The sequence below is a fragment of the Sorangium sp. So ce1504 genome, from assembly GCF_051521635.1.
In the GTDB taxonomy this organism is placed as follows: Bacteria; Myxococcota_A; Polyangia; order Polyangiales; family Polyangiaceae; genus Sorangium; species Sorangium cellulosum_B.
The window spans coordinates 4471263-4491683 of sequence record NZ_CP150365.1; the positions used below are offsets into that span (position 1 = coordinate 4471263).

General features: G+C 70.2%; 18 protein-coding genes. 15 read left to right on the forward strand and 3 right to left on the reverse strand.

The features are described 5' to 3' along the window. The first annotated feature begins 33 nt into the window (after nucleotides 1-33). The 4 genes from WMF39_RS16860 to WMF39_RS16875 all read left to right on the forward strand — a co-directional run bounded on the left by WMF39_RS16860 (nucleotide 34) and on the right by WMF39_RS16875 (nucleotide 3995). On the forward strand, nucleotides 34-1206 hold the full coding sequence (locus tag WMF39_RS16860) for a ferritin-like domain-containing protein (RefSeq protein ID WP_437746511.1): 1173 nt from the start codon (nucleotides 34-36) through the stop codon (nucleotides 1204-1206). Between the two features lie 52 nt (nucleotides 1207-1258). Further along, nucleotides 1259-2371: an SDR family oxidoreductase gene (locus WMF39_RS16865; protein ID WP_437746512.1), complete on the forward strand. Its 1113-nt coding sequence runs from the start codon at nucleotides 1259-1261 to the stop codon at nucleotides 2369-2371. Nucleotide 2372: 1 nt separating this feature from the next. Beyond that, nucleotides 2373-3464, forward strand: a complete 1092-nt coding sequence (locus WMF39_RS16870) for a sulfotransferase family protein (protein ID WP_437746513.1) — start codon at nucleotides 2373-2375, stop codon at nucleotides 3462-3464. A 120-nt stretch (nucleotides 3465-3584) separates the two neighbouring features. Then, entirely contained in the window at nucleotides 3585-3995 is a 411-nt protein-coding gene (locus WMF39_RS16875) for a VOC family protein (protein WP_437746514.1), read from the forward strand. Nucleotides 3996-4043: 48 nt separating this feature from the next. On the opposite strand, the gene WMF39_RS16880 is transcribed toward WMF39_RS16875, so the two are convergent. Then, the gene (locus WMF39_RS16880) at nucleotides 4044-4697 is read right to left on the reverse strand and encodes a TetR/AcrR family transcriptional regulator (protein WP_437746515.1); all 654 of its coding nucleotides are present in this window, start codon (nucleotides 4695-4697) and stop codon (nucleotides 4044-4046) included. A gap of 83 nt (nucleotides 4698-4780) precedes the next feature. Here WMF39_RS16880 and WMF39_RS16885 point away from each other — a divergent pair, with 83 nt between their 5' ends. From WMF39_RS16885 to WMF39_RS16935, 11 genes are all read left to right on the forward strand, one after another. After that, nucleotides 4781-6328, forward strand: a complete 1548-nt coding sequence (locus WMF39_RS16885) for an FAD-dependent oxidoreductase (protein ID WP_437746516.1) — start codon at nucleotides 4781-4783, stop codon at nucleotides 6326-6328. 267 nt (nucleotides 6329-6595) lie between these two features. Further along, entirely contained in the window at nucleotides 6596-7270 is a 675-nt protein-coding gene (locus WMF39_RS16890) for a hypothetical protein (RefSeq protein WP_437746517.1), read from the forward strand. Between the two features lie 256 nt (nucleotides 7271-7526). Beyond that, entirely contained in the window at nucleotides 7527-9437 is a 1911-nt protein-coding gene (locus tag WMF39_RS16895) for a glycoside hydrolase family 2 protein (protein ID WP_437746518.1), read from the forward strand. Between the two features lie 339 nt (nucleotides 9438-9776). Continuing rightward, the gene (locus WMF39_RS16900; protein ID WP_437746519.1) at nucleotides 9777-10925 is read left to right on the forward strand and encodes a glycosyltransferase family 1 protein; all 1149 of its coding nucleotides are present in this window, start codon (nucleotides 9777-9779) and stop codon (nucleotides 10923-10925) included. Further along, a complete protein-coding gene (glf, locus tag WMF39_RS16905; protein ID WP_437746520.1) occupies nucleotides 10918-12042 on the forward strand; it encodes a UDP-galactopyranose mutase in 1125 nt (374 codons plus the stop codon). The genes WMF39_RS16900 and glf overlap by 8 nt, the downstream gene beginning before the upstream one ends. Nucleotides 12043-12044: 2 nt before the next feature. Beyond that, nucleotides 12045-14228 carry a family 1 glycosylhydrolase gene (locus WMF39_RS16910; protein ID WP_437746521.1) on the forward strand — a complete coding sequence of 728 codons (2184 nt, stop codon included), beginning with the start codon at nucleotides 12045-12047 and terminating at the stop codon, nucleotides 14226-14228. A gap of 8 nt (nucleotides 14229-14236) precedes the next feature. Next, complete coding sequence (locus WMF39_RS16915; RefSeq protein WP_437746522.1) at nucleotides 14237-14401, forward strand: hypothetical protein; 165 nt, start codon at nucleotides 14237-14239, stop codon at nucleotides 14399-14401. A 49-nt stretch (nucleotides 14402-14450) separates the two neighbouring features. Next, nucleotides 14451-15527 (forward strand): ABC transporter ATP-binding protein, encoded by a 1077-nt coding sequence (locus WMF39_RS16920; RefSeq protein WP_437746523.1) that lies wholly within the window; start codon nucleotides 14451-14453, stop codon nucleotides 15525-15527. Nucleotide 15528: 1 nt separating this feature from the next. After that, nucleotides 15529-16851, forward strand: a complete 1323-nt coding sequence (locus WMF39_RS16925; protein ID WP_437746524.1) for an ABC transporter substrate-binding protein — start codon at nucleotides 15529-15531, stop codon at nucleotides 16849-16851. Continuing rightward, nucleotides 16848-17738, forward strand: a complete 891-nt coding sequence (locus WMF39_RS16930; RefSeq protein WP_437746525.1) for a carbohydrate ABC transporter permease — start codon at nucleotides 16848-16850, stop codon at nucleotides 17736-17738. Before WMF39_RS16925 ends, WMF39_RS16930 begins: the two co-directional genes overlap by 4 nt. After that, the gene (locus WMF39_RS16935; RefSeq protein WP_437746526.1) at nucleotides 17731-18576 is read left to right on the forward strand and encodes a carbohydrate ABC transporter permease; all 846 of its coding nucleotides are present in this window, start codon (nucleotides 17731-17733) and stop codon (nucleotides 18574-18576) included. The genes WMF39_RS16930 and WMF39_RS16935 overlap by 8 nt, the downstream gene beginning before the upstream one ends. A gap of 783 nt (nucleotides 18577-19359) precedes the next feature. On the opposite strand, the gene WMF39_RS16940 is transcribed toward WMF39_RS16935, so the two are convergent. Next, entirely contained in the window at nucleotides 19360-19617 is a 258-nt protein-coding gene (locus WMF39_RS16940) for a PAN domain-containing protein (RefSeq protein ID WP_437746527.1), read from the reverse strand. Nucleotides 19618-19660: 43 nt separating this feature from the next. Continuing rightward, the gene (locus WMF39_RS16945; RefSeq protein WP_437746528.1) at nucleotides 19661-20074 is read right to left on the reverse strand and encodes a winged helix-turn-helix transcriptional regulator; all 414 of its coding nucleotides are present in this window, start codon (nucleotides 20072-20074) and stop codon (nucleotides 19661-19663) included. Between the last annotated feature and the right edge of the window lie 347 nt (nucleotides 20075-20421).

Consider the following 20421-nt stretch of genomic DNA (forward strand, 5'->3'; position numbering starts at 1 on the left):
GTCCAGACCTGCTCTTCATCCACGAGGTGCCCGATGAACACCGCACATGCCTTCCGCCGCACGCTTGCCCATCGCCTCTTCGCCCTGCTCGCGCTCCCCGTCGCGGGGGGCGCCGCCGGCTGCATCACTGCCTATAGCAGCTGTCCCGAGGATCCCGAGCCCGTCTCCAAGGTGGCCTGCTTCGCGTGGCCGCAGGACGATGCTGACGGCCTCGGAGATGCTGGCGGCGAGGGGGGAGCCGGGGGCGGCGGAGGTGCCGGCGGGAGCGAGCCTGTCGCGTGCCCCTCGCGGCCGGAGGCGCAGGAGATCCTCAATCGGTCCGGCTTCGGATCGCACAGCGTCAAGAGCGATGGAGCCTTGCAGGGCGGCCAGTGCTGCTATGAGGCGTACTTCATCCCGATGTGCGAGGGGCGCCCGTACCTCGTCGAGGAGGCGGCGCGGACAGCGCCGTTCGTCCGCGCCCGCGGCAGCGCCGGGTGGGGCGCGGCGGAGGCCGTCGCGCCGCGGATCGATCATCTCGCCGCGGATCTGCGGGCGGCGCTGGCCGCGGCGTGGACGCGCGACGCGCTCTTCGAGCACGCGTCCGTGGCCTCGTTCGGCCGCTTCGCGCTCGAGCTGCTCGCCGCGGGCGCGCCGGCCGATCTCGTGGAGGAGGCGCACCGCGCGGCGCTCGACGAGGCCCGCCACGCGCGCCTCTGCTTTGCCCTCGCGAGCGCCTATGCGGGCGAGGCGATCGCGCCGGGCGCGTTTCCCTTCGACGGGCGGGTGGAGGTCGAGGCAGATCTCGCGTCGATCGCGGCGCGCGCCGCGAAGGAGGGATGCATCGGAGAGACCATCGCGGCGGTGATCGCGGCCGAGGAGCTCGGCGCCGCGGAGGACCCGGCGGTGCGGAGCGCGCTCGCGATCATCGCCGCGGACGAAGCGCGGCACGCGGAGCTCGCGTGGGGCACGGTGGCGTGGGCGATCCGCGCGGGCGGCGAGCGGGTGCGCGCGGCGGTGGAAGAGGTGTTCGCGGGGCTCGGGCGCGCGGAGCTCGGGGGAGGCGACAGCGCGGGAGGTGCGCAGCTCGCGGCGCACGGGCGGTTCGGCGCCGCGGCGCGCGGCGAGGCGGCCGCGCGGGCGATCGAGGAGATCGTGCGGCCGGCGTCGAGGTTGCTCCTGGCAGGGCGCCCGGACGGGGTGGCCCAGAGCGCGATGACGGCTTGAGGGCAGGGGCCCTTCCGCTCGCCTTGGCCACGCGATACGCTCCCTGTCCGCCATGAAGGAAGCGCATCTCGTGACCGGGGCGACCGGGTTTATCGGCGGCGCGCTCGTCCTGGAGCTGCTGCGGCGGACCGATGACGACATCGTGGCGCTGGTCCGACCCGGCGACACCGGGGCGGTCGAGAGGTTCCGCCAGTCCATCCACCATGCTGCAAGGCTTTACGAAGCGACCGATGTGCTCACGAAGCTCGACAGGTGCCGTGTCGTCGCCGGTGACGTCGTCGAGCAAGATTGCGGCATCCGCGAGCCGATCGGTGCTCGCGTCGCGCAGGTGTGGCATGTGGCGGCATCGCTGCAATATGAGAATCGTCACGTGGACGTCATCAGGGCGACCAACGTCGAAGGCACCCGCCGCGTCCTCACCCTCGCGGGGCAGCTCGGGGCGGGGACATTCAATTACATCAGCACGGCGTACGTTGCAGGGCGAGCGACGGGGTCGATCCCCGAGGCGCAGAGCCGCGGCAACGCGACCAACAACCACTACGAGCAAAGCAAGATCGACGCCGAGACGCTCGTCACATCCTGGGCGAACGGGCGCGTTCGTATCTTTCGTCCCAGCATCGTGGTGGGGCACAGCCGCACGCTCGGGGCGACCTCGTTTTCGGGCTGTTATGGCTTCTTTCGCCAGCTCGTGCAGTTCCGCGGGATGATCGAGCGCACCCAGAAGGGCTTGCTCTCGCGGTCCCCCGTGCGGATGCGGGTCCACCCGGATGGCGACCTGAACCTCGTTCCGGTCGATGCGGTCGTCCAGGAGGCCGTCGCGATCGCCCTCCAGGACGCATGTGAGGGTGTGTTTCATCTGACGCATCCAACCCCATGGAAGACCGGCGCGACGGTGCGCGCGATGTTCGAGCTGCTCGGCATGCACGCGCCCATCTTCATCGACCGGCGTGACGACTTCTCCTGGCTCGATCAGCAGCTGGACAAACGGATGGACTTCTACGGTTCGTACATCATCGGTCACAAGCATTTCGAGCGAATCCGGACGGACGCGGCGCTCCGGGGGTGCGAGCGTTTTGCGTACGCCGAGGTGCCCCTCGTGGAGCTCTGCCAGTGGTACTTTCAGGTCCTCGAAGAGACCCGCAAGAACCTCCCGGTGGCACGCTGACATGAGCGCGCCAGGGCCGCTCTTCATCGTGGGGACGGGGCGTTGTGGGTCGACCATGCTGTCAAACCTCGTGCGCCGGCATCCGGACCTGCTGAGCATCTCCGAGTTCTTCTCGCTGGCCACCGACCTCGGTGGACGCATCTCCCTGTGTTTCCCCGACCATCCGATCGGCGCGGACGAGCTCTGGCGGATCGTCGCGGGCGTCCAGCCCAAGCTGGCGACGATGCGGCGCCACGACGTCATGATGGACGAGGTGCTGTATCGGCCGGCGGCGCTCCCATCTTTCGGCGGCGTACCGGGCGTGCCGGCCATCCTGGAGACCGCGCTTCCGCATCTGTGCGACGAGCCGGAGGCGCTGTTCGACGACCTCGAGCGCTTCGTCGCCACCCTGCCGGCGGCGGCGGTCGGCCAGCACTATCAGCAGGTGTTCGGGTTTCTCGCTCACCGCTTCGGCAAGCGAACGTGGGTCGAGCGTTCCGGGGGCTCGCTGCGGCTGGTTCGCCGGCTGCTCAAGAATTTCCCCGACGCGCGCTTCGTACATCTGGTGCGCGACGGCCGCACCTGCGCCATCTCGATGAGCCGTCACCTCGGGTTTCGCATGGCGTTGATCGCGGTTCAGTTGACCGAGATCCTCGGCGTCGACCCGTGGGAATCGAGGGACCGCGCGTACGTGGACGACGTGCCCGAGGAGCTGCTCCCGTTCTTGCCCGAGCGCTTCGATCGCGAGGCCTTCCTGCGCTACGAGACGCCGCTGCCGCTGTGCGGTCATTATTGGTCCGGCGAGATCGTGACGGGGCTCGACGAGCTCTCGGGCGTCGGGCCCGGGCGGCTCTTGACGCTTCGTTACGAGGACTTCGGTCGAGCGCCGCGCCCGACCATCGCTCGCCTGATGGAGTTCATCGGCGTCGACGTAGATGACGTCTGGATCGAACGCATGGCGGGCATCGTGCGTCCGGCGCGCTCGCGCTTCAGCGAGCTCGCGCCCGGAGAGCGACGCGCGTTGATGGATGCGTGTCAGCCCGGCTTCGCCGCTCTTGCGGAGCTGTATTCCGACGAGATCGCGGAGGCGGCCCTGGACGAGGCACCCCTCTGAGCGAATCCGAGTGGAACACCCTCACGAGGTCGCGGGCGCGCTCCCCGAATGGCGATCACCCGAGAGGCGGCCGTGAACCGGATGCTAGGTCGCGACGTGCCCTGCTGCTATCCTCATCGCATGTCCGACCTGCTCGTCAACATCGATGTGCCGGCGCTCGATCCTGCCATCGCGTTCTACACGCGTGCGTTCGGGTTGCGCGTCGGGCGGCGCTTTGGTGCTTCCGGGGTCGAGCTCCTCGGCGCGGCGGCTCCCATCTACCTCCTGGTGAAGCCGGCCGGCAGCGAGCCTGCCGCCGGTGCGTCCCCGCGCGACTACCGGCGTCACTGGACGCCGGTCCACCTCGATTTCGTGGTCGACGATCTCGAGGCCGCCGCGCGCCGCGCGCAGGAGGCAGGCGCGGTCCCCGAAGCCGAGATCGAGGTGGCCGCGTGGGGGCGCATGCTCCGCCTGGCCGATCCCTTCGGCCACGGCGTCTGCCTCCTCCAGTTCAGCGGCCGCGGCTACGACGAGATGGTCTCGCCCGGCTGAGCGCGCGGAGGCTACGCGGGGCAGTCGCCCTCGGCGCCCTCGGCGAGATCACATGTCCTCCCGCCCGGCGCCGGCGCGGGGCCCTGGGGTCTGCTTCCCGCGCAGGTAGCGCTCGAGCAGCTGCACGAGCTCCTCGGCCAGCGCGCCGGAGCGCAGGTCGTCGGGCCGCTCGACGATCGCCTGATGCACGACCGCGTGCGCCGCGGTCTGCGTGATCCACCACGCGAGCTCCACGTCCGGCGCCGGGCAACCCCACGCCGAGAGGAGCTGCTTTGCCTCCTCGAGCAGGAAGCCCTCGCTCGCCGCGGACCGGGTCGCCTTGATGCGCGGCATCTGCTCCAGGAACACGCGGTGCAGCTCGGGCTCCACGGCGTGGGCGGCGATGCCGGCCTCCACGATCGTCCGGACCACCCGATCGGGCGACTGCCCCTGATGCGCTGCGAGCACCGCGGCCGCGGCCGCGCGGCCCTGCTCGATGTGCCGGCGGTGGAGCTCGGCCACGAGCGCCTCCTTGCCCGGAAAGAACTGGTACAGCGACGCGACGTTCACCCCGGCCCGCTGGGCCACGCGGTTCGTCGTCAGCCGCGCGTACCCGTCCCGGACCAGAATGTAAGCCGTCGCCTGCAGGAGCGCCTCGACCGTGGCGCGCGACCGGTCCTGCGTCGGCTGTTTCCTCGGCGTGGCGGCGTCCCGCTTGCGCATGGATCCATGCTGGCAGAACACAAGCTGACGAGGCAAGCGACAGCTTCCAAGATGGGGTGACTTCACCTGACAGGAGACAGCCAATGAATCCGTCGCTGAGCACGCATGTCCTCATCGCGGGGGCGGGGCCCACCGGCCTGACCCTCGCGTGCGATCTGGCCCGCCGTGGCGTGGCGTGCCGCATCGTCGACAAGGCACCAGCCCATTTCGCCGGCTCTCGCGGGAAAGGCGTGCAGCCGCGCACCCTCGAGGTCCTCGACGATCTCGGGGTGGTCGACGCGGCGATGGCCGCCGGAGCCCCTTACCCGCTGATCCGCGCCTACGACGGCGGCGCGGTGCTGGGCGACTGGGCCATGTTCGAGCGCCGCGCGACGACGCCGGACGTGCCCTATCCGAACATCCTGCTCCTCGGGCAATGGCGGACGGAGGAGATCCTGCGCGCCCGGCTCGCGGAGCACGGCGTCCGTGTCGAGCTCGCCACCGAGCTGACCGGCTTCGAGCAGGACGGCGACGGCGTGACCGCCACGCTGATCCGGGCGGGCGAGACGGAGCGGGTCCGCGCCGGCTACCTCGTCGGCGCGGACGGGGGGCGCAGCTTCGTGCGGCGCGCGCTCGGCGTCGGCTTTCAGGGGGAGACGCTGGAGGCGGACCGGGCGCTCGTGGGCGACGTCCGCGCCGACGGGCTGGACCGCGAGCGCTGGCACGCCTGGCCGAAAGCGCGCGGCGGCCCGGTCGCGCTGTGCCCGTTGCCCGGCACCGAGCGCTTCCAGATCCTGATACCGATCGACGGCGACGAGGCGCCCGAGCTGACGGTGGAGGCCGTTGAGAGGCTGTTCCACGAGCGGACGGGGCGCTCGGATGTCCGCCTGCACGACGCGAGCTGGCTGTCGCTCTACCGGCCCAGCGTGCGGATGGTGGACCGGTACCGGGCCGGCCGGGTGTTCCTGGCCGGCGACGCCGCGCACGTGCACCCCGCGGCCGGCGGGCAGGGCCTGAACACCGGCATCCAGGACGCCTACAACCTCGGCTGGAAGCTCGGCCAGGTGCTGGCGGGAGCGCCCGCGGCGCTGCTCGACACCTACGAGGAGGAGCGGCTTCCCGTCGCCGCGGCGATGCTCGGCCTCACCTCGAGGCTGCATCGCCGGACCACGGAGGGAAGCCCGGGCGAGGTGCGGCGCGGCCCGGAGACGCAGCAGCTCGACATCAGCTACCGCGGGAGCTCGCTGGCCCGCGACGAGGCCCGCGGCGATCACGGCGCGCCGGCGCGCGTCCTCGCCGGGGACCGAGCGCCCGATGCGCCCTGTCATGACGCCGAGGGCGCGCCCGTCCGCCTGTTCGATGTGTTCCGTGGCCCGCACTTCACGCTGCTCGCCTTCGGCGCGGCTCACGGGGACACGGTCGCCCGGGTGAACGCCCGGTACGGCCCCGCCGTGCACGCGCGCGCCGTGGTGCAGCCGGGGGAGCCAGCCGGTCGGCGCGCCCTCGTCGACACGGACGGGCACGCGCGCGCCGGCTATGACGTCGACGGCGATGCGCTCGTGCTGGTCCGCCCGGACGGCTACATCGGATGGCGCGCTTCCTCCGGCACGCTCGAGCAGCTCGAAGACTTCCTTCGCCCGCTGGTCGGGTGATCGCGTTGTCCACCCGCGCGTTCGGCTTGCGCGGCGGGCAGCGCGTCGGCGCTTACTTCGTCGCGCTGGCGGGTGGAGGGAAGAGCCTCCACTGCTGGCGGGTCCGAGCGCCAGCGCGAGCCTCGCGTCCCCCCGACGAGGGGCGAGCGCCGCGCAAAAATGGGGTGCAAAGGCTCTCTCTGTGCCAGGCAAGGGCTTTGCTACGGCTGTGCTTGGCGGTACGCTGAATCCGATCGAGCTACCGCGCAGGCCACGCGACACCTCTTCGTGGGCGAGGCGGAGGAGGCGATATCGGTCTTCTCCTTCAGCCGGAGCGCGACCAACAACGCCACCGTGAACACGGCCAATTTCAACCTCGATATCAACCCGAGCAGGCGCGTGATGATCGGCACGACCGGCATCGTCGGCGCCAGCTCCTCGGGCGACACGTTCCTCCGCCTCTTCGACCTGAGCTCCGGGTCGCCCGTGCAGGTGGCCTCGGCGAACGACGGCCCCTCGGGGTCGATCTCGGCGCAGATCCGCTATACGACGTCGTCGACGGGCTGGCCCTTCCAGATCCGGGCCGGCTGTGACGGCTTCTCCTCGTGCAGCGGGACGGTCGCGATCGCGCGCGGCAAAGGCACCTTCTCGTACTCGAGGAGCAGCACGAACTACGCCACGACCAACTACGTCGACCAGGCGTACTTCTTCACCGCCGGAGAGACGATCTCCTTCGGCACCTGCGCGGCGGTGCTCTACGGGGCGAGCCGCTCGGGGATGTCGTACATCCGCCTCTTCGATCGCAACGGCGTCCAGGTCGCCGTGGACTCCGCCGAGACGATCGGCTGCTCCGAGATGCCGAAGACGACGCACGTCGCGGCGCTCTCGGATTACTACACCTTCCGCGCCGGCTGCGTCGGCAACACCTCGTGCACCGCGACGGTGGCCGTCTACGCCGAGTGAGGCTCGACCAGCTCGCGGCAAGCAGCTTCCCTGTCAGATCCAGCCCACCGTTCGAGGCCACTTGCCCGCTTGCCGCCGGGCCCGCTCGGAACGCCGGAATTCGCGGACTCATGGAGAGACGGTTATTGTCCGGTGATTCGTGCGTCGGCGAGATCTGCGCCACCGCGCGGATCAAAACTCGCGCTGGCGGCATGGCGTGACGTCTTAGGCGCTGTAAGGTCTGCCCCGCCGTACAGCAAAGGAAGCACCTCGAAGGATGAACCGCCCGTCCGTCACCGCCGAGCCGTCCCCCGGAGCAGACCTCTCCATCGCCGGCGGGCGCGCGCATGGCTACCCGCGGCCGCAGCTCCGGCGCGCCGGGTGGGAATCACTCAACGGTACTTGGAGCTTCGCGCTCGATCCCGAGGCGCGCTTCCGGGAGCCCGCCGACGTCGCCTGGGAGAGCTTCATCGAGGTCCCCTTCGCGCCGGAGACCCCGCGGAGCGGCGTATGTGCGCGCGGCCTCTTCCGCGCCGTCTGGTACCGGCGCACCATCGCGGTGCCGGAGCTCCGCGGTGGAGAGCGGCTGATGCTGCACTTCGGAGCCGTCGACTACGACGCGACGGTCTGGATCGCGGGGAGCCGCGCGGCGCATCATGCCGGCGGCTACACCCCCTTCAGCGTCGACATCACCGACCTTGTCGGTTCGGCGCGCGCCGTCGAGATCGTCGTGCGCGCAGAGGACGATCCGCTCGACCTCGCCAAGCCGCGCGGCAAGCAGGATTGGCAGATCGAACCGCACTCCATCTGGTACCCGCGCACGACCGGCATCTGGCAGACGGTGTGGATGGAGTGCGTGCCCGCGAGCTCGATCGCGGCGCTCCGCTGGCAGTCGAGCCTCGACCGATGGGAGCTCGATTTCTACGCTCGGATCGGCGGCGAGCGCCGGGACGGACTGCGGCTGCGCCTGCGCCTCACCGCGAACGGCGCGCTGCTCGCCGAGGACAGCTACGCCGTCGTGCTCGGCGAGGTCCACCGCCGGATCGCGCTCTCCGATCCGGGCATCGACGACTCGCGCAACCAGCTGCTCTGGAGCCCGGAGTCACCCACGCTCATCGAGGCCGAGATCGACCTCGTCACCCGCGACGGCGAGACGATCGATCGCGTGCACAGCTACACCGCGCTCCGATCCATCGCGGTGCAGGGCGACCGCGTGGTGCTCAACGGGCGGCCCCTCGTGCTCCGGATGGTGCTCGATCAGGGCTACTGGCCCGAGACCGGGATGACCGCGCCCGACGACGACGCGCTCCGGCGCGACATCGAGCTCACGCGCGCCATGGGGTTCAACGGCGCACGGAAGCACCAGAAGATCGAGGATCCGCGCTATCTCTACTGGGCCGATCGGCTGGGCTTGCTCGTGTGGGAGGAGATGCCGAGCGCTTATCGCTTCACGCCCCTCTCGATCGAGCGCCTGACGCGCGAGTGGACGGAGGCGATCAACCGCGATTTCAGCCATCCGTGCGTCATCGCCTGGGTGCCCTTCAACGAGTCCTGGGGCGTGCCCAACTTGCCGGACAGCCCGCGCGAGCGGCACGGGGTCAAGGCGCTCTATCACCTCACCAAGACGCTCGACCCGACGCGCCCGGTGATCGGCAACGACGGCTGGGAGGCCGTGGCCACCGACATCATCGGTATTCATGACTACGATCCGGATCCGGCCCGGATCGCCCAGCGCTACGACGGCGGCGAGTGTCGCCCTCGGCTCTTCCGGCGCGAGCGTCCGGGCGGCCGCGTGCTCGTGCTCGACGGCCACTCGCGCAAGCTGGAGCACCCGATCGTGCTCTCGGAGATGGGCGGTATCGCGCTCCGCCGCCCCGGCACGTGGGGATATACCTCCGCCGACAACCCAGCGGCGCTGGAGCGGGCGTACGAGCGCCTCCTCGCCGTGGTGCGCGCGACACCGCTGCTCGCGGGCTTCTGCTACACGCAGCTCACCGATACCTACCAGGAGGCCAACGGGCTGCTTTACGCCGATCGGACGCCGAAATTCCTGATCGACGCCATCGCCGCCGCCACGCGCGGCCGGGCCGCCGGGCAGGTGCACCCCGACCCGATGGAGCTCGCGGAGTGCGCCGGCCCGCGCCAAGAAGGCATCATCATGGACGAGGTGATCGCCGGGGAGGAGTGATGTTCAAACGGAGCCTCGCCAAACCGGATGGCTGAAAGGCGGCCGAGCTCCGCGATGGAGGTGGCCCTCGGGCGATCGAGCGGGCCATCTTCGGCGGCGCGGTGGTGATCCTCGCGAAGCGCGGATCCGGTTGCGCCGTGGCCGAGCGCGTTGCGCGGGCGTACGACGCCCGATCCGGGTTCACCCCGAGGTGCTCATCTCGAGGGCGTGAGCACTCGCTCGCGAGCTCTGCTGTTCGTGACACGTACTTCCCGTTAGGTACGTTCCTTGTATTGCCCCTCCCAGGCGGCACGCTCGTGCACATCAGCCGCGCCGCGGCCGCCATCGAGGAGGACAAGCATGAGCCCGAAACGGCGGCCGGACGTCGTCTGCTTCTCGCACCTGCGCTGGAGCTTCGTCTTCCAGCGCCCGCAGCACCTCCTCTCGCGCTGCGCGCGCACGCGACGCGTGTTCTTCTTCGAGGAGCCGGTGTGGAGCGACGGGCCGCCGCGGATCGAGGCCGCGCACGTCGATCGCCACGGCGTGCGCGTCGTCACGCCGCACCTGCCGCCAGGCCTCGACGACGCGCGGATCCACGCGTTACAGCGCGATCTCGTCGACGCCATGCTCGATCGCTTCGGCATCGACGATCACGTGCTCTGGTACTACACGCCGATGGCGCTCCTGTTCTCGCGGCACCTCGCGGCCAGCGCGGTCGTGTACGACTGCATGGACGAGCTCTCCGCGTTCGCCGGCGCGCCGCCCGCGCTCAAGCATCACGAGGCCGAGCTGCTCCGCCGCGCCGACGTGGTCTTCACGGGAGGGCGCAGCCTCTACGAGTCCAAGAGGGCGCTGCACGCGAACGTGCACCTGCTCCCGAGCAGCGTCGACATCGCCCACTTCTCGGCGGCGCGCCGGCCGCTCGCGCCGCCCGCCGATCAGGCCACGATTCCAGGCCCGCGGCTCGGTTACTTCGGCGTCATCGACGAGCGCATGGATCTCGATCTCATCGCCGGCGTGGCCGCCGCCCGGCCTGGGTGGCACCTCGTCTTCGTCGGTCCGGTCGTGAAGATCGATCCGGCGAGCCTGCCGCGCGCGCCCAACATTCACTATCTAGGCAAGAAGACCTACGAGGAGCTGCCCGCCTACCTCGCGGGCTGGGACGTGGCGCTCCTTCCGTTCGCGCGCAACGAGGCCACGCGCTTCATCAGCCCCACCAAGACGCCGGAGTACCTCGCGGGCGGCAAGCCCGTCGTCTCCACGTCGATCCGCGATGTCGTCCGGCCCTACGGCGAGCTCGGCCTCGCGCGCATCGCCGACACCGCGGGCGATTTCGTGGCCGCCGTCGAGGCGTACCTCGCCGAGGATCACGCCGCGCGGCTCTCGCGGGCCGACGCGCTGCTCGCCCAGGGATCGTGGGACGCGACATGGTCGAAGATCGAGAAGCTCCTCGATGGCGTGCTGAGGGTGGGCCGGCGCCCGGCGGCGCGGCAGGGCGCCGATGTTTGACTATCTCATCGTCGGCGCCGGCTTCGCCGGCTGCGTGCTCGCCGAGCGGCTCGCGCGCGGCTCGGGCAAGAAGGTGGTGCTCTGCGATGTCCGCCCGCACATCGGCGGCAACGCCTATGATCACCACGACGCCGCCGGCGTCCTGGTGCACAGGTACGGCCCCCACGTCTTCCACACCAACTCGCGGGAGGTCTTCGAGTACCTCTCGCAGTTCACCGCGTGGCGCCCGTACCAGCACCGCGTGCGCGCCTGGGTGGACGGGCAGCTCGTCCCCATCCCCATCAACCTCGACACCATCAACCAGCTCTACGGCCTGCGCCTGAGCGCGCCCGAGGTGGAGGCGTTCCTCGCCTCCCGGGCCGTGCGACGCGAGCAGATCCGTACCAGCGAGGACGTGATCGTCAGCAAGGTCGGCGTCGAGCTCTACGAGAAGTTCTTCAAGCACTACACCCGGAAGCAGTGGGGACTCGACCCGTCCGAGCTCGACGCCGCCGTGACCGCGCGGGTGCCGGTGCGGAGCAACCGCGACGATCGGTACTTCACCGACACCTACCAGGCCATGCCGCTCCACGGCTTCACGCGCATGTTCGAGCGGATGGTCGATCACCCGAACATCAAGATCTTGCTCAACGCCTCGTTTCGCGAGATGCAGAGCGAGATCCCTCATCGCGAGGTGATCTTCACCGGCCCCGTCGACGCCTTCTTCGACTATCGCTTCGGAAAGCTGCCGTATCGATCCCTGGAGTTCCATTTCGAGACCAAGGATCAAGAGAGGTACCAGGACGCGCCGGTCATCAACTATCCGAACGAGAACCCCTATACCCGGGTCACCGAGTTCAAGTACCTCACGGGCCAGGTGCACCCGAAGACGAGCATCGTCTACGAGATCCCGAAGGGCGAGGGCGATCCGTATTACCCCGTGCCGCGGCCGGAGAACGCGGCCCTCTACCGCAGGTACGAGGAGCTCGCCAAGGAGACGCCCGGTGTCCACTTCGCCGGGCGGCTCGGGACCTATCGCTACTACAACATGGACCAGGTGGTGGCGCAGGCGCTCACCCTCTATGCCAAGCTAGCCGGCGTGCCGAACCGACAGCTCGCCGCGGCCAAGGCGGCTTGACCATGGCGGACGAGGCGAGGGCGCCCCTCGAGATCTGGGGCGGCGTGGAGTGCACGGTCAACCGCGTCGGCGACGTGGTTCACCACCAGATCGATCGGAGCGGGCACGCGCGCCGCCTCGATGATCTCGATCACTTCGCCGCGCTCGGGATCCAGGCGCTGCGCATGCCCGTGCTCTGGGAGCGGACGGCTCCCGATCGGCCGGAGCGCCTGGACTTCGGCTGGGCCGACGCGCGGATCGAGCGGCTTCGGGCGCTCGATGTGCGGCCCATCATCGGGCTCGTCCACCACGGCAGCGGCCCGCGTTACACGAGCCTCGTCGATCCGGGCTTCTCCGAGGGGCTCGCCCGCTTCGCCCGCGCGGCGGCCGAGCGCTATCCGTGGGTCACCGACTGGACGCCGGTGAACGAGCCGCTCACGACGGCCCGCTTCTCGGGCCTCTACGGGCATTGGTACCCGCACGGCCGCGATCCGCGCACGTTCGTGCGCGCGCTGCTCACCGAGTGCCGCGCGATCGCGCTCGCCATGCGCGCCATCCGGGAGGTGATCCCCCGCGCGCGCCTGATCCAGACCGAGGATGTCGGCAAGACGACGAGCACGCCGCTGCTCGCCTACCAGGCCGAGCACGAGAATCACCGGCGCTGGCTCAGCTTCGATCTGCTCACGGGGCGCGTGAACGGCGATCACCCGCTGTTTCCGCTGCTCCTCGGGTGGGGCGCCTCGCCCGCCGAGCTCGCGTGGTTCGTCGAGGAGCCATGTCCGCCGGACATCCTCGGCATCAACTACTACATCACGAGCGAGCGATTCCTCGACGAGCGGCTGGCCTCTTACCCCGCCTGGTCGCACGGCGGAAACGGCAAGCACGCGTATGCCGATGTCGAGGCCGTGCGCGCGGTCGCCGAGGGCATCGACGGGCACCGCGCGCGGCTCCAGGAGGTCTGGGATCGCTACCGCCGGCCGGTGGCGATCAGCGAGGTGCACCTCGGCGGGCCGCGCGAGGAGCAGCTTCGCTGGCTGGTCGAGGCGTTCCGCGCCGCGGAGGCGGCGCGCGCGGCGGGCGCGGACGTGCGCGCGGTCACCGCGTGGTCGCTGCTCGGCTGCTTCGACTGGAGCTGCCTCGTCACCGAGGAGCGCGGGCACTACGAGCCGGGCGTGTTCGATGTGCGCGGCCCCGAGCCGCGGTCCACGGCGCTCGCGCGGCTGGTCTCCGCGCTCGCGCGCGGCGATCGCTTCGATCATCCCGTGCTCGCCGCGCCGGGCTGGTGGCGGCGCCCGGGGCGGCTGACGTACGGTCCGGTCGCGGCCGTCGCGCCCGCGCCCGAGGCTGCCGCCGCCGGCCCGCCCATCCTGATCACCGGCGCGAAGGGGACGCTCGGCCGCGCGTTCGCGCGCCTGTGCGCGCTGCGCGGCCTGCCCCATCGCACGATCGGGCGCGATGAGATGGACATCGCCGATCCCGCGTCGGTCGAGCGCGCCCTCGATCGGTTCGCCCCGTGGGCCGTCGTCAACACGGCGGGGTTCGTGCGTGTCGACGAGGCCGAGCGCGAGCCGCACCGCTGCGAGCGCGAGAACGCGCTGGGGCCCGCCGTGCTCGCGATCGCGTGTCGCCGGCGTGACGCGCGGCTCGTGACCTTCTCGGCCGATCTGGTCTTCGACGGCGCGCAGCGCTCGCCGTACGTGGAGACCGATCCCGCGCGGCCGCTCAACGTCTACGGCCGGAGCAAGGCGACGGCGGAGTGGAACGTCCTGGCGATCCTCCCGGAGGCGCTGGTGGTGCGCACCGCCGCGTTCTTCGGTCCCTGGGACGAAGCGAACTTCGTCGGCGCCGCGCTGCGTGCCCTCGGCGAGGGCCGGAGCTTCCACGCGGCCGACGACGTGATCGTATCGCCGACCTACGTCCCGGATCTCGTGCACGTGACCCTCGATCTGCTGATCGACGGCGAGCGCGGCATCTGGCACCTCGCCAACCGGGACGCCACGAGCTGGGCGGAGCTCGCCTCGCGCAGCGCGGCGCTCGCGCGCGTCCCCGCGACGCGGCTCGTGCGCTGCCCGAGCCGCGCGCTCGGCCTGGCCGCGCTGCGCCCGCGGTACAGCGCGCTCGGGAGCGGCCGCGGGCTCTTGTTGCCGTCGCTCGACGACGCGCTCGCGCGCTACGTCGCGGAGCGTGACCCCCGGCCACAAAGTTAGGAGGTTTCATGCGCATCCTGGTCACCGGCGGAGCCGTCTACATTGGCAGCGTGATCACCGAAGAGCTCGTCGCGCGCGGTCACGACGTCGCGGACCTGGCCGAGATCCTTGGCTCGGCGTTCAGCTGGGTGCTCGCCCGGCGACGCGAAGGCGGCGCCCGCCCGGCAGCTTGATCTCGCCCACGCCGCGGTTCACGAGCAGCGGCGCCGAGGAGGCGGAAGCGTGGCCGCGATCGCGTTCGAGCATGTGTACAAGCGCTACCAGGGGAGCGCGCCCATCGTGGAGGACCTGTCGCTGCGCATCGAGGACGGCGAGCTCCTCGTGCTCGTCGGGCCTTCCGGGTGCGGCAAGTCGACAACGCTCCGGATGATCGCGGGCCTCGAGGACGTCGACGGCGGGACGCTCTCCATCGGCGGCCGCGTGGTCAACGACGTGCCCCCGAAGCAGCGCGACGTCGCCATGGTCTTCCAGAGCTACGCGCTCTACCCGCACATGACGTGCTTCGAGAACATGGCGTTCTCGCTCGCGCTCCGCCGCGTGCCGCGCGACGAGGTGAAGCGCCGCGTGGAGGCCACGGCGCGCGCGCTGGCGATCGATCACCTCCTCGAGCGCAAGCCGCGGGCCCTCTCGGGCGGCCAGCAGCAGCGCGTGGCCATCGGGCGCGCCATCGTGCGCGAGCCGGGCGTGCTGCTCATGGACGAGCCGCTCTCGAACCTCGACGCCGCGCTGCGCAGCTCGATGCGCGCCGAGCTGCGCCGCCTGCATCGTCGCCTCGGGACGACGCTCGTGTACGTGACCCACGATCAGACGGAGGCGCTCACCCTCGGGGAGCGGATCGCCGTCCTCCGCGGAGGCGCGCTCCTCCAGCACGACCGCCCGCAGCAGCTCTACGACCGGCCGGCCAACGTCTTCGTCGCGACGTTCATCGGCTCACCCCCGATGAACCTGATCCCCGTCGAGCTCCGCCTCGACGGCCCGACCTCGGTGCTCTCGGCGCCCAGCGTGCGGCTCGCGCTGCCGAGGACGCCGGAGCACCGCGAGGGCCGGGTGATCGCCGGCGTCCGGCCCGAGCACCTCGGCCCGGCGCCCGCCGGCGCGTCGCTCGGCGTGCAGGGCGATGTCGAGGTGGTCGAAGCGATGGGGTTCGAGTCGTACGTCCACCTGCGCGTCGGCGACGCCGCGATCGTGTCCCGCTGGTTGGATCGCGGCACGACGCCGGCCGTCGGCGCGCGCGTGACGCTGGCCGCCGCGCCGGAGCACGTCCACCTGTTCGATCCGCGCACCGAGGAGCGGGTCTGAGGTGGCCCGTCGCGCGCTCTGGCTCGTGGTCTGGTGCGCGTCCATCTCGCCCGCCGGATGCGCCTCGAAGGCCGATCCCCCCTCGCACGTCGCGCGCACCACCATCACCTTCGTCGGCTGGGGGATGCCGGAGGAGCGGGCCATCATGCGGTCGGCGCTCGCCGCCTTCGAGCGGATCCACCCCGAGATCCACGTCGAGTACACGCAGGTGCCCGGCGTCGGCTACGACTACCTCAACAAGCTCCGGCTGATGATCGTGGCGAAGCGCGCGCCCGATGTCTTCTACGTGCCCGACGGCGCGTTCGGCGAGATGGTCAGTCAGGGCGTCTTGCGCGACATCGACGGTCTCGTGCAGGAGAGTCGGACCCTCGACCTCGCCGACATCTGGCCGACCGCCCTGGACCGCTACCGCTGGAATGGCCGCGTCCTCCACGAGGGCAGCCTCTACGCGCTGCCGAAGGACATCGGCCCCACGGTGCTCTACTACAACAAGGACGCGCTGCGCCGCCGCGGCGTCCCCGCGCCGGATCCCGAGGTGCCGATGACCTGGGACCAGGCCATCGCTGCCTTTCGCGCGCTCACGTACCGCGAAGGGTATGTCCAGCACTGGGGGATCAGCGGATATCCCTATGAAGCCGCGGTGTGGTCCGCGGGCGGCGAGATCGTGGACGCGCCGCCGCGCCGGTGGCTCATGGACGCCGACGTGTCGATGGACGCGGTGCAGTGGTGCGCGGATCTGGCCCTCCGCCATCACGTGGCGCCCAACCTCGCCCGCAGCGGCGGCGCCGGGCAGAGCGAGCTCTTCGAGGCCGGGCTCGTCGCCATGCACATCGATGGTCGCTGGATGGTCCCGCGTTATCGCCGGATGCGCTTCGACTGGGATGTCGCGCCCGTGCCGGTCCCGAAGCCGGGCATGACCTCGGTGAGCTGGTCGGGCTCCGTGGGGCTCGCCGTCAGCGCCGCGAGCCGGCGCATCGCCGAGGCGTTCACGTTGATCGAGTACCTGGCCGGCCCCGAGGGACAACGCGAGCTGGCCCGATCCGGGCTCCAGGTGCCCAATCAGCGATCGGTCGCCGCGACCGCCGCCTTCCTCCAGCCCGGGCAGCGGCCGGCCCACGCCGAGGTCTTCCTGCGCGCCGCCGAGACGAGCCGTCCGAGCCCCGAGACCGAGCTGCCCAACGCCTTCTGGCACGAGGTCTTCTCGAGCTTCATCCCCCAGGTCTGGCGCGGCGAACGGCGCGCGCGCGAGCTGCTCCCGGCCCTCGCGCCGGTCGTCGAGCAAACCATGCGGGAGAACAACCCCGGACCGGAGGCAGCGCGTTGAAGAAGCAGATACCGCGCGCCCGCGCCGAGGCGCGATGGGGTTGTGCGTTCGTGGCGGTCCCCGTGCTCGGCTTCGTCGTATTCGCGCTCGGCCCGATGCTGGCGTCGCTCTATCTGAGCTTCACCCGCTTCGAGGTGCTCACGCCGCCGCGCTGGGTCGGCCTCGATAACTACGCTCGCCTCTTCGCCCGGGATTTCTTCGTCTGGCGGACGCTCGCCAACACGGCCTTTTACCTCCTCGGCATCCCGATCGGCATCACCATCTCCCTCTTGCTCGCGCTCCTGTTGAACCAGAAGCTCAGGCTGGAGGGGTTCTTCCGCACCGTCTATTTCATCCCCTCCGTGTGCTCGATCGTGGCCGCGGCGCTGCTCTGGAAGTGGATCTACAACGCCGATTACGGGCTCATCAACACGTACCTCCGCGCCCTCGGCGTCGCCGACCCGCCCGCGTGGCTCTCGAGCCCGCGCCTGGTCAAGCCCGCGCTCGTCGTGATGGGGATCTGGAGCGGGCTCGGCTACAACATGGTCCTCTTCCTGGCCGCGCTCCAGGGCGTGCCGCGATCGCTCCTCGAGGCCGCGGAGCTCGACGGGGCGAACGCCTGGCAGCGCTTCCGGCACGTGACCCTGCCGGCCATCAGCCCGATGACGTTCTTCATCGCCGTCACCAGCGTCATCGGCGGGCTGCAGAGCTTCGATCAGGTCTACGTGATGACGCGCGGCGGCCCGGAGTTCCGCTCGGCGACGTTCATGCTCTATCTCTACCTCACCGGCTTTCAGTACTTCCAGATGGGTTATGCGTCGGCGATGGCCTGGGTGCTCGGCGCGCTCGTGATGATCGTGACCGTGCTCCAGTTCCGACTCGCCCGGCGCTGGGTGCACGATGAGTAGCGGCCGGAGGTCCCGAGAGCGCCGCGCGCTCCGGCTCCTCTCCTATGCCGTCCTCGCGCTGGTGGCCGTCTTCGTGCTCGCGCCCTTCGCGTTCATGATCAGCACCAGCGTGAAGCCGGCGGACGAGATCTACGCGGTCCCGATCCGCTGGATCCCGGCCCGCCCGACGCTCGCCAACTACCGGCAAGCCTTCGCCGAGATCGACATCCTCCGCGGCACCTGGAACACGCTCCTCATCGCCGTCCCCTCCACCCTCGGCGGTCTCCTCACCGCCTCGTTCGCCGGCTACGCCTTTGCGAAGCTCCGCTTTCCTGGGCGTGACGCGATCTTCGCCGCGCTCCTGTCGACGATGATGCTGCCGGGCGTGGTCACGTTGATCCCGCAGTTCGTGGGCTTCGCCCGGATCGGCTGGATCGACACCTACTATCCGCTCATCGTGCCGGGCGCGACGGGCAGCGCGGTCGCGATCTTCCTGATGCGGCAGTACTTCGCGAGCATTCCGGACGAGCTCATCGAGGCCGCGACGCTGGATGGCGCGAACCCTTTCCAGACGTTCACGCGGGTGGTCTTCCCCCTCGCCGGGCCGGCCGTCGCCACGCTCGCGGTCCTCGGGCTCAAGGCCGCCTGGAACGACTACTTCGGGCCGCTCGTCTACATCACCTCTCCGCAGAAGATGAACATCCAGCAGATGATCGCCGGCACCCAGAACGCCTACGGCGGCGAGCCGGCCGTGCTCATGGCGGGCGCATCCCTCGCGATGTTGCCGCTCGTGGTGCTCTTCCTGTTCGCGCAGCGGTACTTCGTGGAGGGGCTCGCTCGGACCGGGCTCAAGCGCTGAACCGTGACCTCGCCCGGAAAGCCGACCCCTCTCGGCGAGCCCTGGCACGCTCCCCGTCCTGCGCATCCCCCGCCAGCCGCCCGGCCCGCTGCTCGCGAGGGGGAAGGGGAGGAAGGCGAGGCCGGCGTGGAAGGCGAGGGCGCGGCAGACGAGGGCCAGACGGAGGCCGAGGCGTCGGAAGACGTAGATCCGGGCGACGACGACGAGCGGTGATCGCGCTGGACCGCCGCCGCACGACCCTGGGGTCGCGGCGCGAGCGCATCCGCCAGGTCTGCAAGCGACCATCTCAGGATCGAAAACTTCAGGGGCTCCCTTACGGGCAAGTCCTTGAAACAAGTACGGATGGGCCCTGGCCCGTGTCCTGCTAGATAACCACGGCAGAGCGCCCGTGACGGCTTCCCCCCCGCCGTCGAATGGGCGCTCTTTTTTCTGGCTCCCCCCACAGGACTTTGGGCGCCCGGGCCGAGCAAGCACGGAACGACTTGCGGGCATCCGCGGGGCGCCCTACCGCATCGCACTTCTGAGCGATGCGTCGAGGGCATCCGTGGGACGCGTCGCCTGTTCACGGACCGTCGTCGCGCAGGCGGTGCGTAGGTGCGTCCACGCGCAGCGGTAGAGCGGAGAATTCAACGCCTAAGGCGCCAGGGCCCAAAGGCGCATAAAAACACGAGAGAGGCACGTCGTTCTATTCTTGCTATCCATTGACCATACGATGGATGTCCTGCCTCGCCCTCATTTCGCCGGGGTTGATGACCATGCCACGCACGGGTGATCACCACGCGTTCACGGATATTCCCGGAGGATGCGACCAGACACCATCCCCGTGAAGGCCGTGGGGGGATTGGCGATGGACTTCAGCCAGCAGCGGGCCTGTGCGCCTTGCACGCCCGGAGGAACATACGTGAACGCCTGGCACAGATCGTGGTCCGCGCACCTCGGCGAGGGCGTCACCGATCTCGCGCCGGAGCGCTTCCGGTCGGCGCGTCGAGGCAAGCTTATCGCTGACCGGCCTCGGGCCGATAGCGCCGAAAGATGAACCATCCCGCCGCGCTGATCGCGACGCCCGGCGCGAGGACCTCGATGATCACCGAGGTAGCTGCCGGGAAGTCGGCGGCGATCTTCGAGCCCTCTTGCCCAGATCCCGGCGAGACCATCGCTGGCCGGCCTCGAGGCGCTTCATCCGCTCGGTGCCCCAGGCGCCCAGCGGGCGGAGGGCTTCATTGAGCGTGCGGCCGTGCTCGGTGAGCGAGTACTCGACCTTGGGTGGCACCACGCGGTACACCTCGCGATGAATCAGTCCGTCCTCCGCCATCTCGCGCAGGTGCTGGATGAGCATCTTCTCGCTGACGCCCGGCAGGCCACTCTTCAGCTCGCCGAAGCGGCGGGTGCCGTGATTGTTCAGCTCCCACAGGATCAGCGATTTCCACTTGCCTGACACCACGTCCATCGCGGCGTCGATGCCGCAGATGTACGGACCACGTCTCGCTGTCGTTGCCATCGAACTCCTTTGCGTCATGACTGCGCCCGCTCGATCCTTACCAAAGGTGTGTATCAAACAAACAAGTAGGTACTGTCGCTGAACATGCTCAGCCGGGCCTTGAGGCCCCGGCAGCGCGGCTCGGCGAAGAACGGGCCGTCGAGGAGCTCGCCAGCGGCGTAGATCCCGGTCTCGATCGGATACCCGCGGTCGCAACCTCCTGCGAGGCAACATCCCCTTCGAGCAATGCGGAGGTCGCTTGGTGGTGGTGCCGCGGCGCTCACGGCCGAGCGGCCAGGGGCCGGCCTCTCGTGAGGGCCCCATCACGCGATGATCGCGAGCGTCGGCGCGACAAGCCTGGTTCCCAG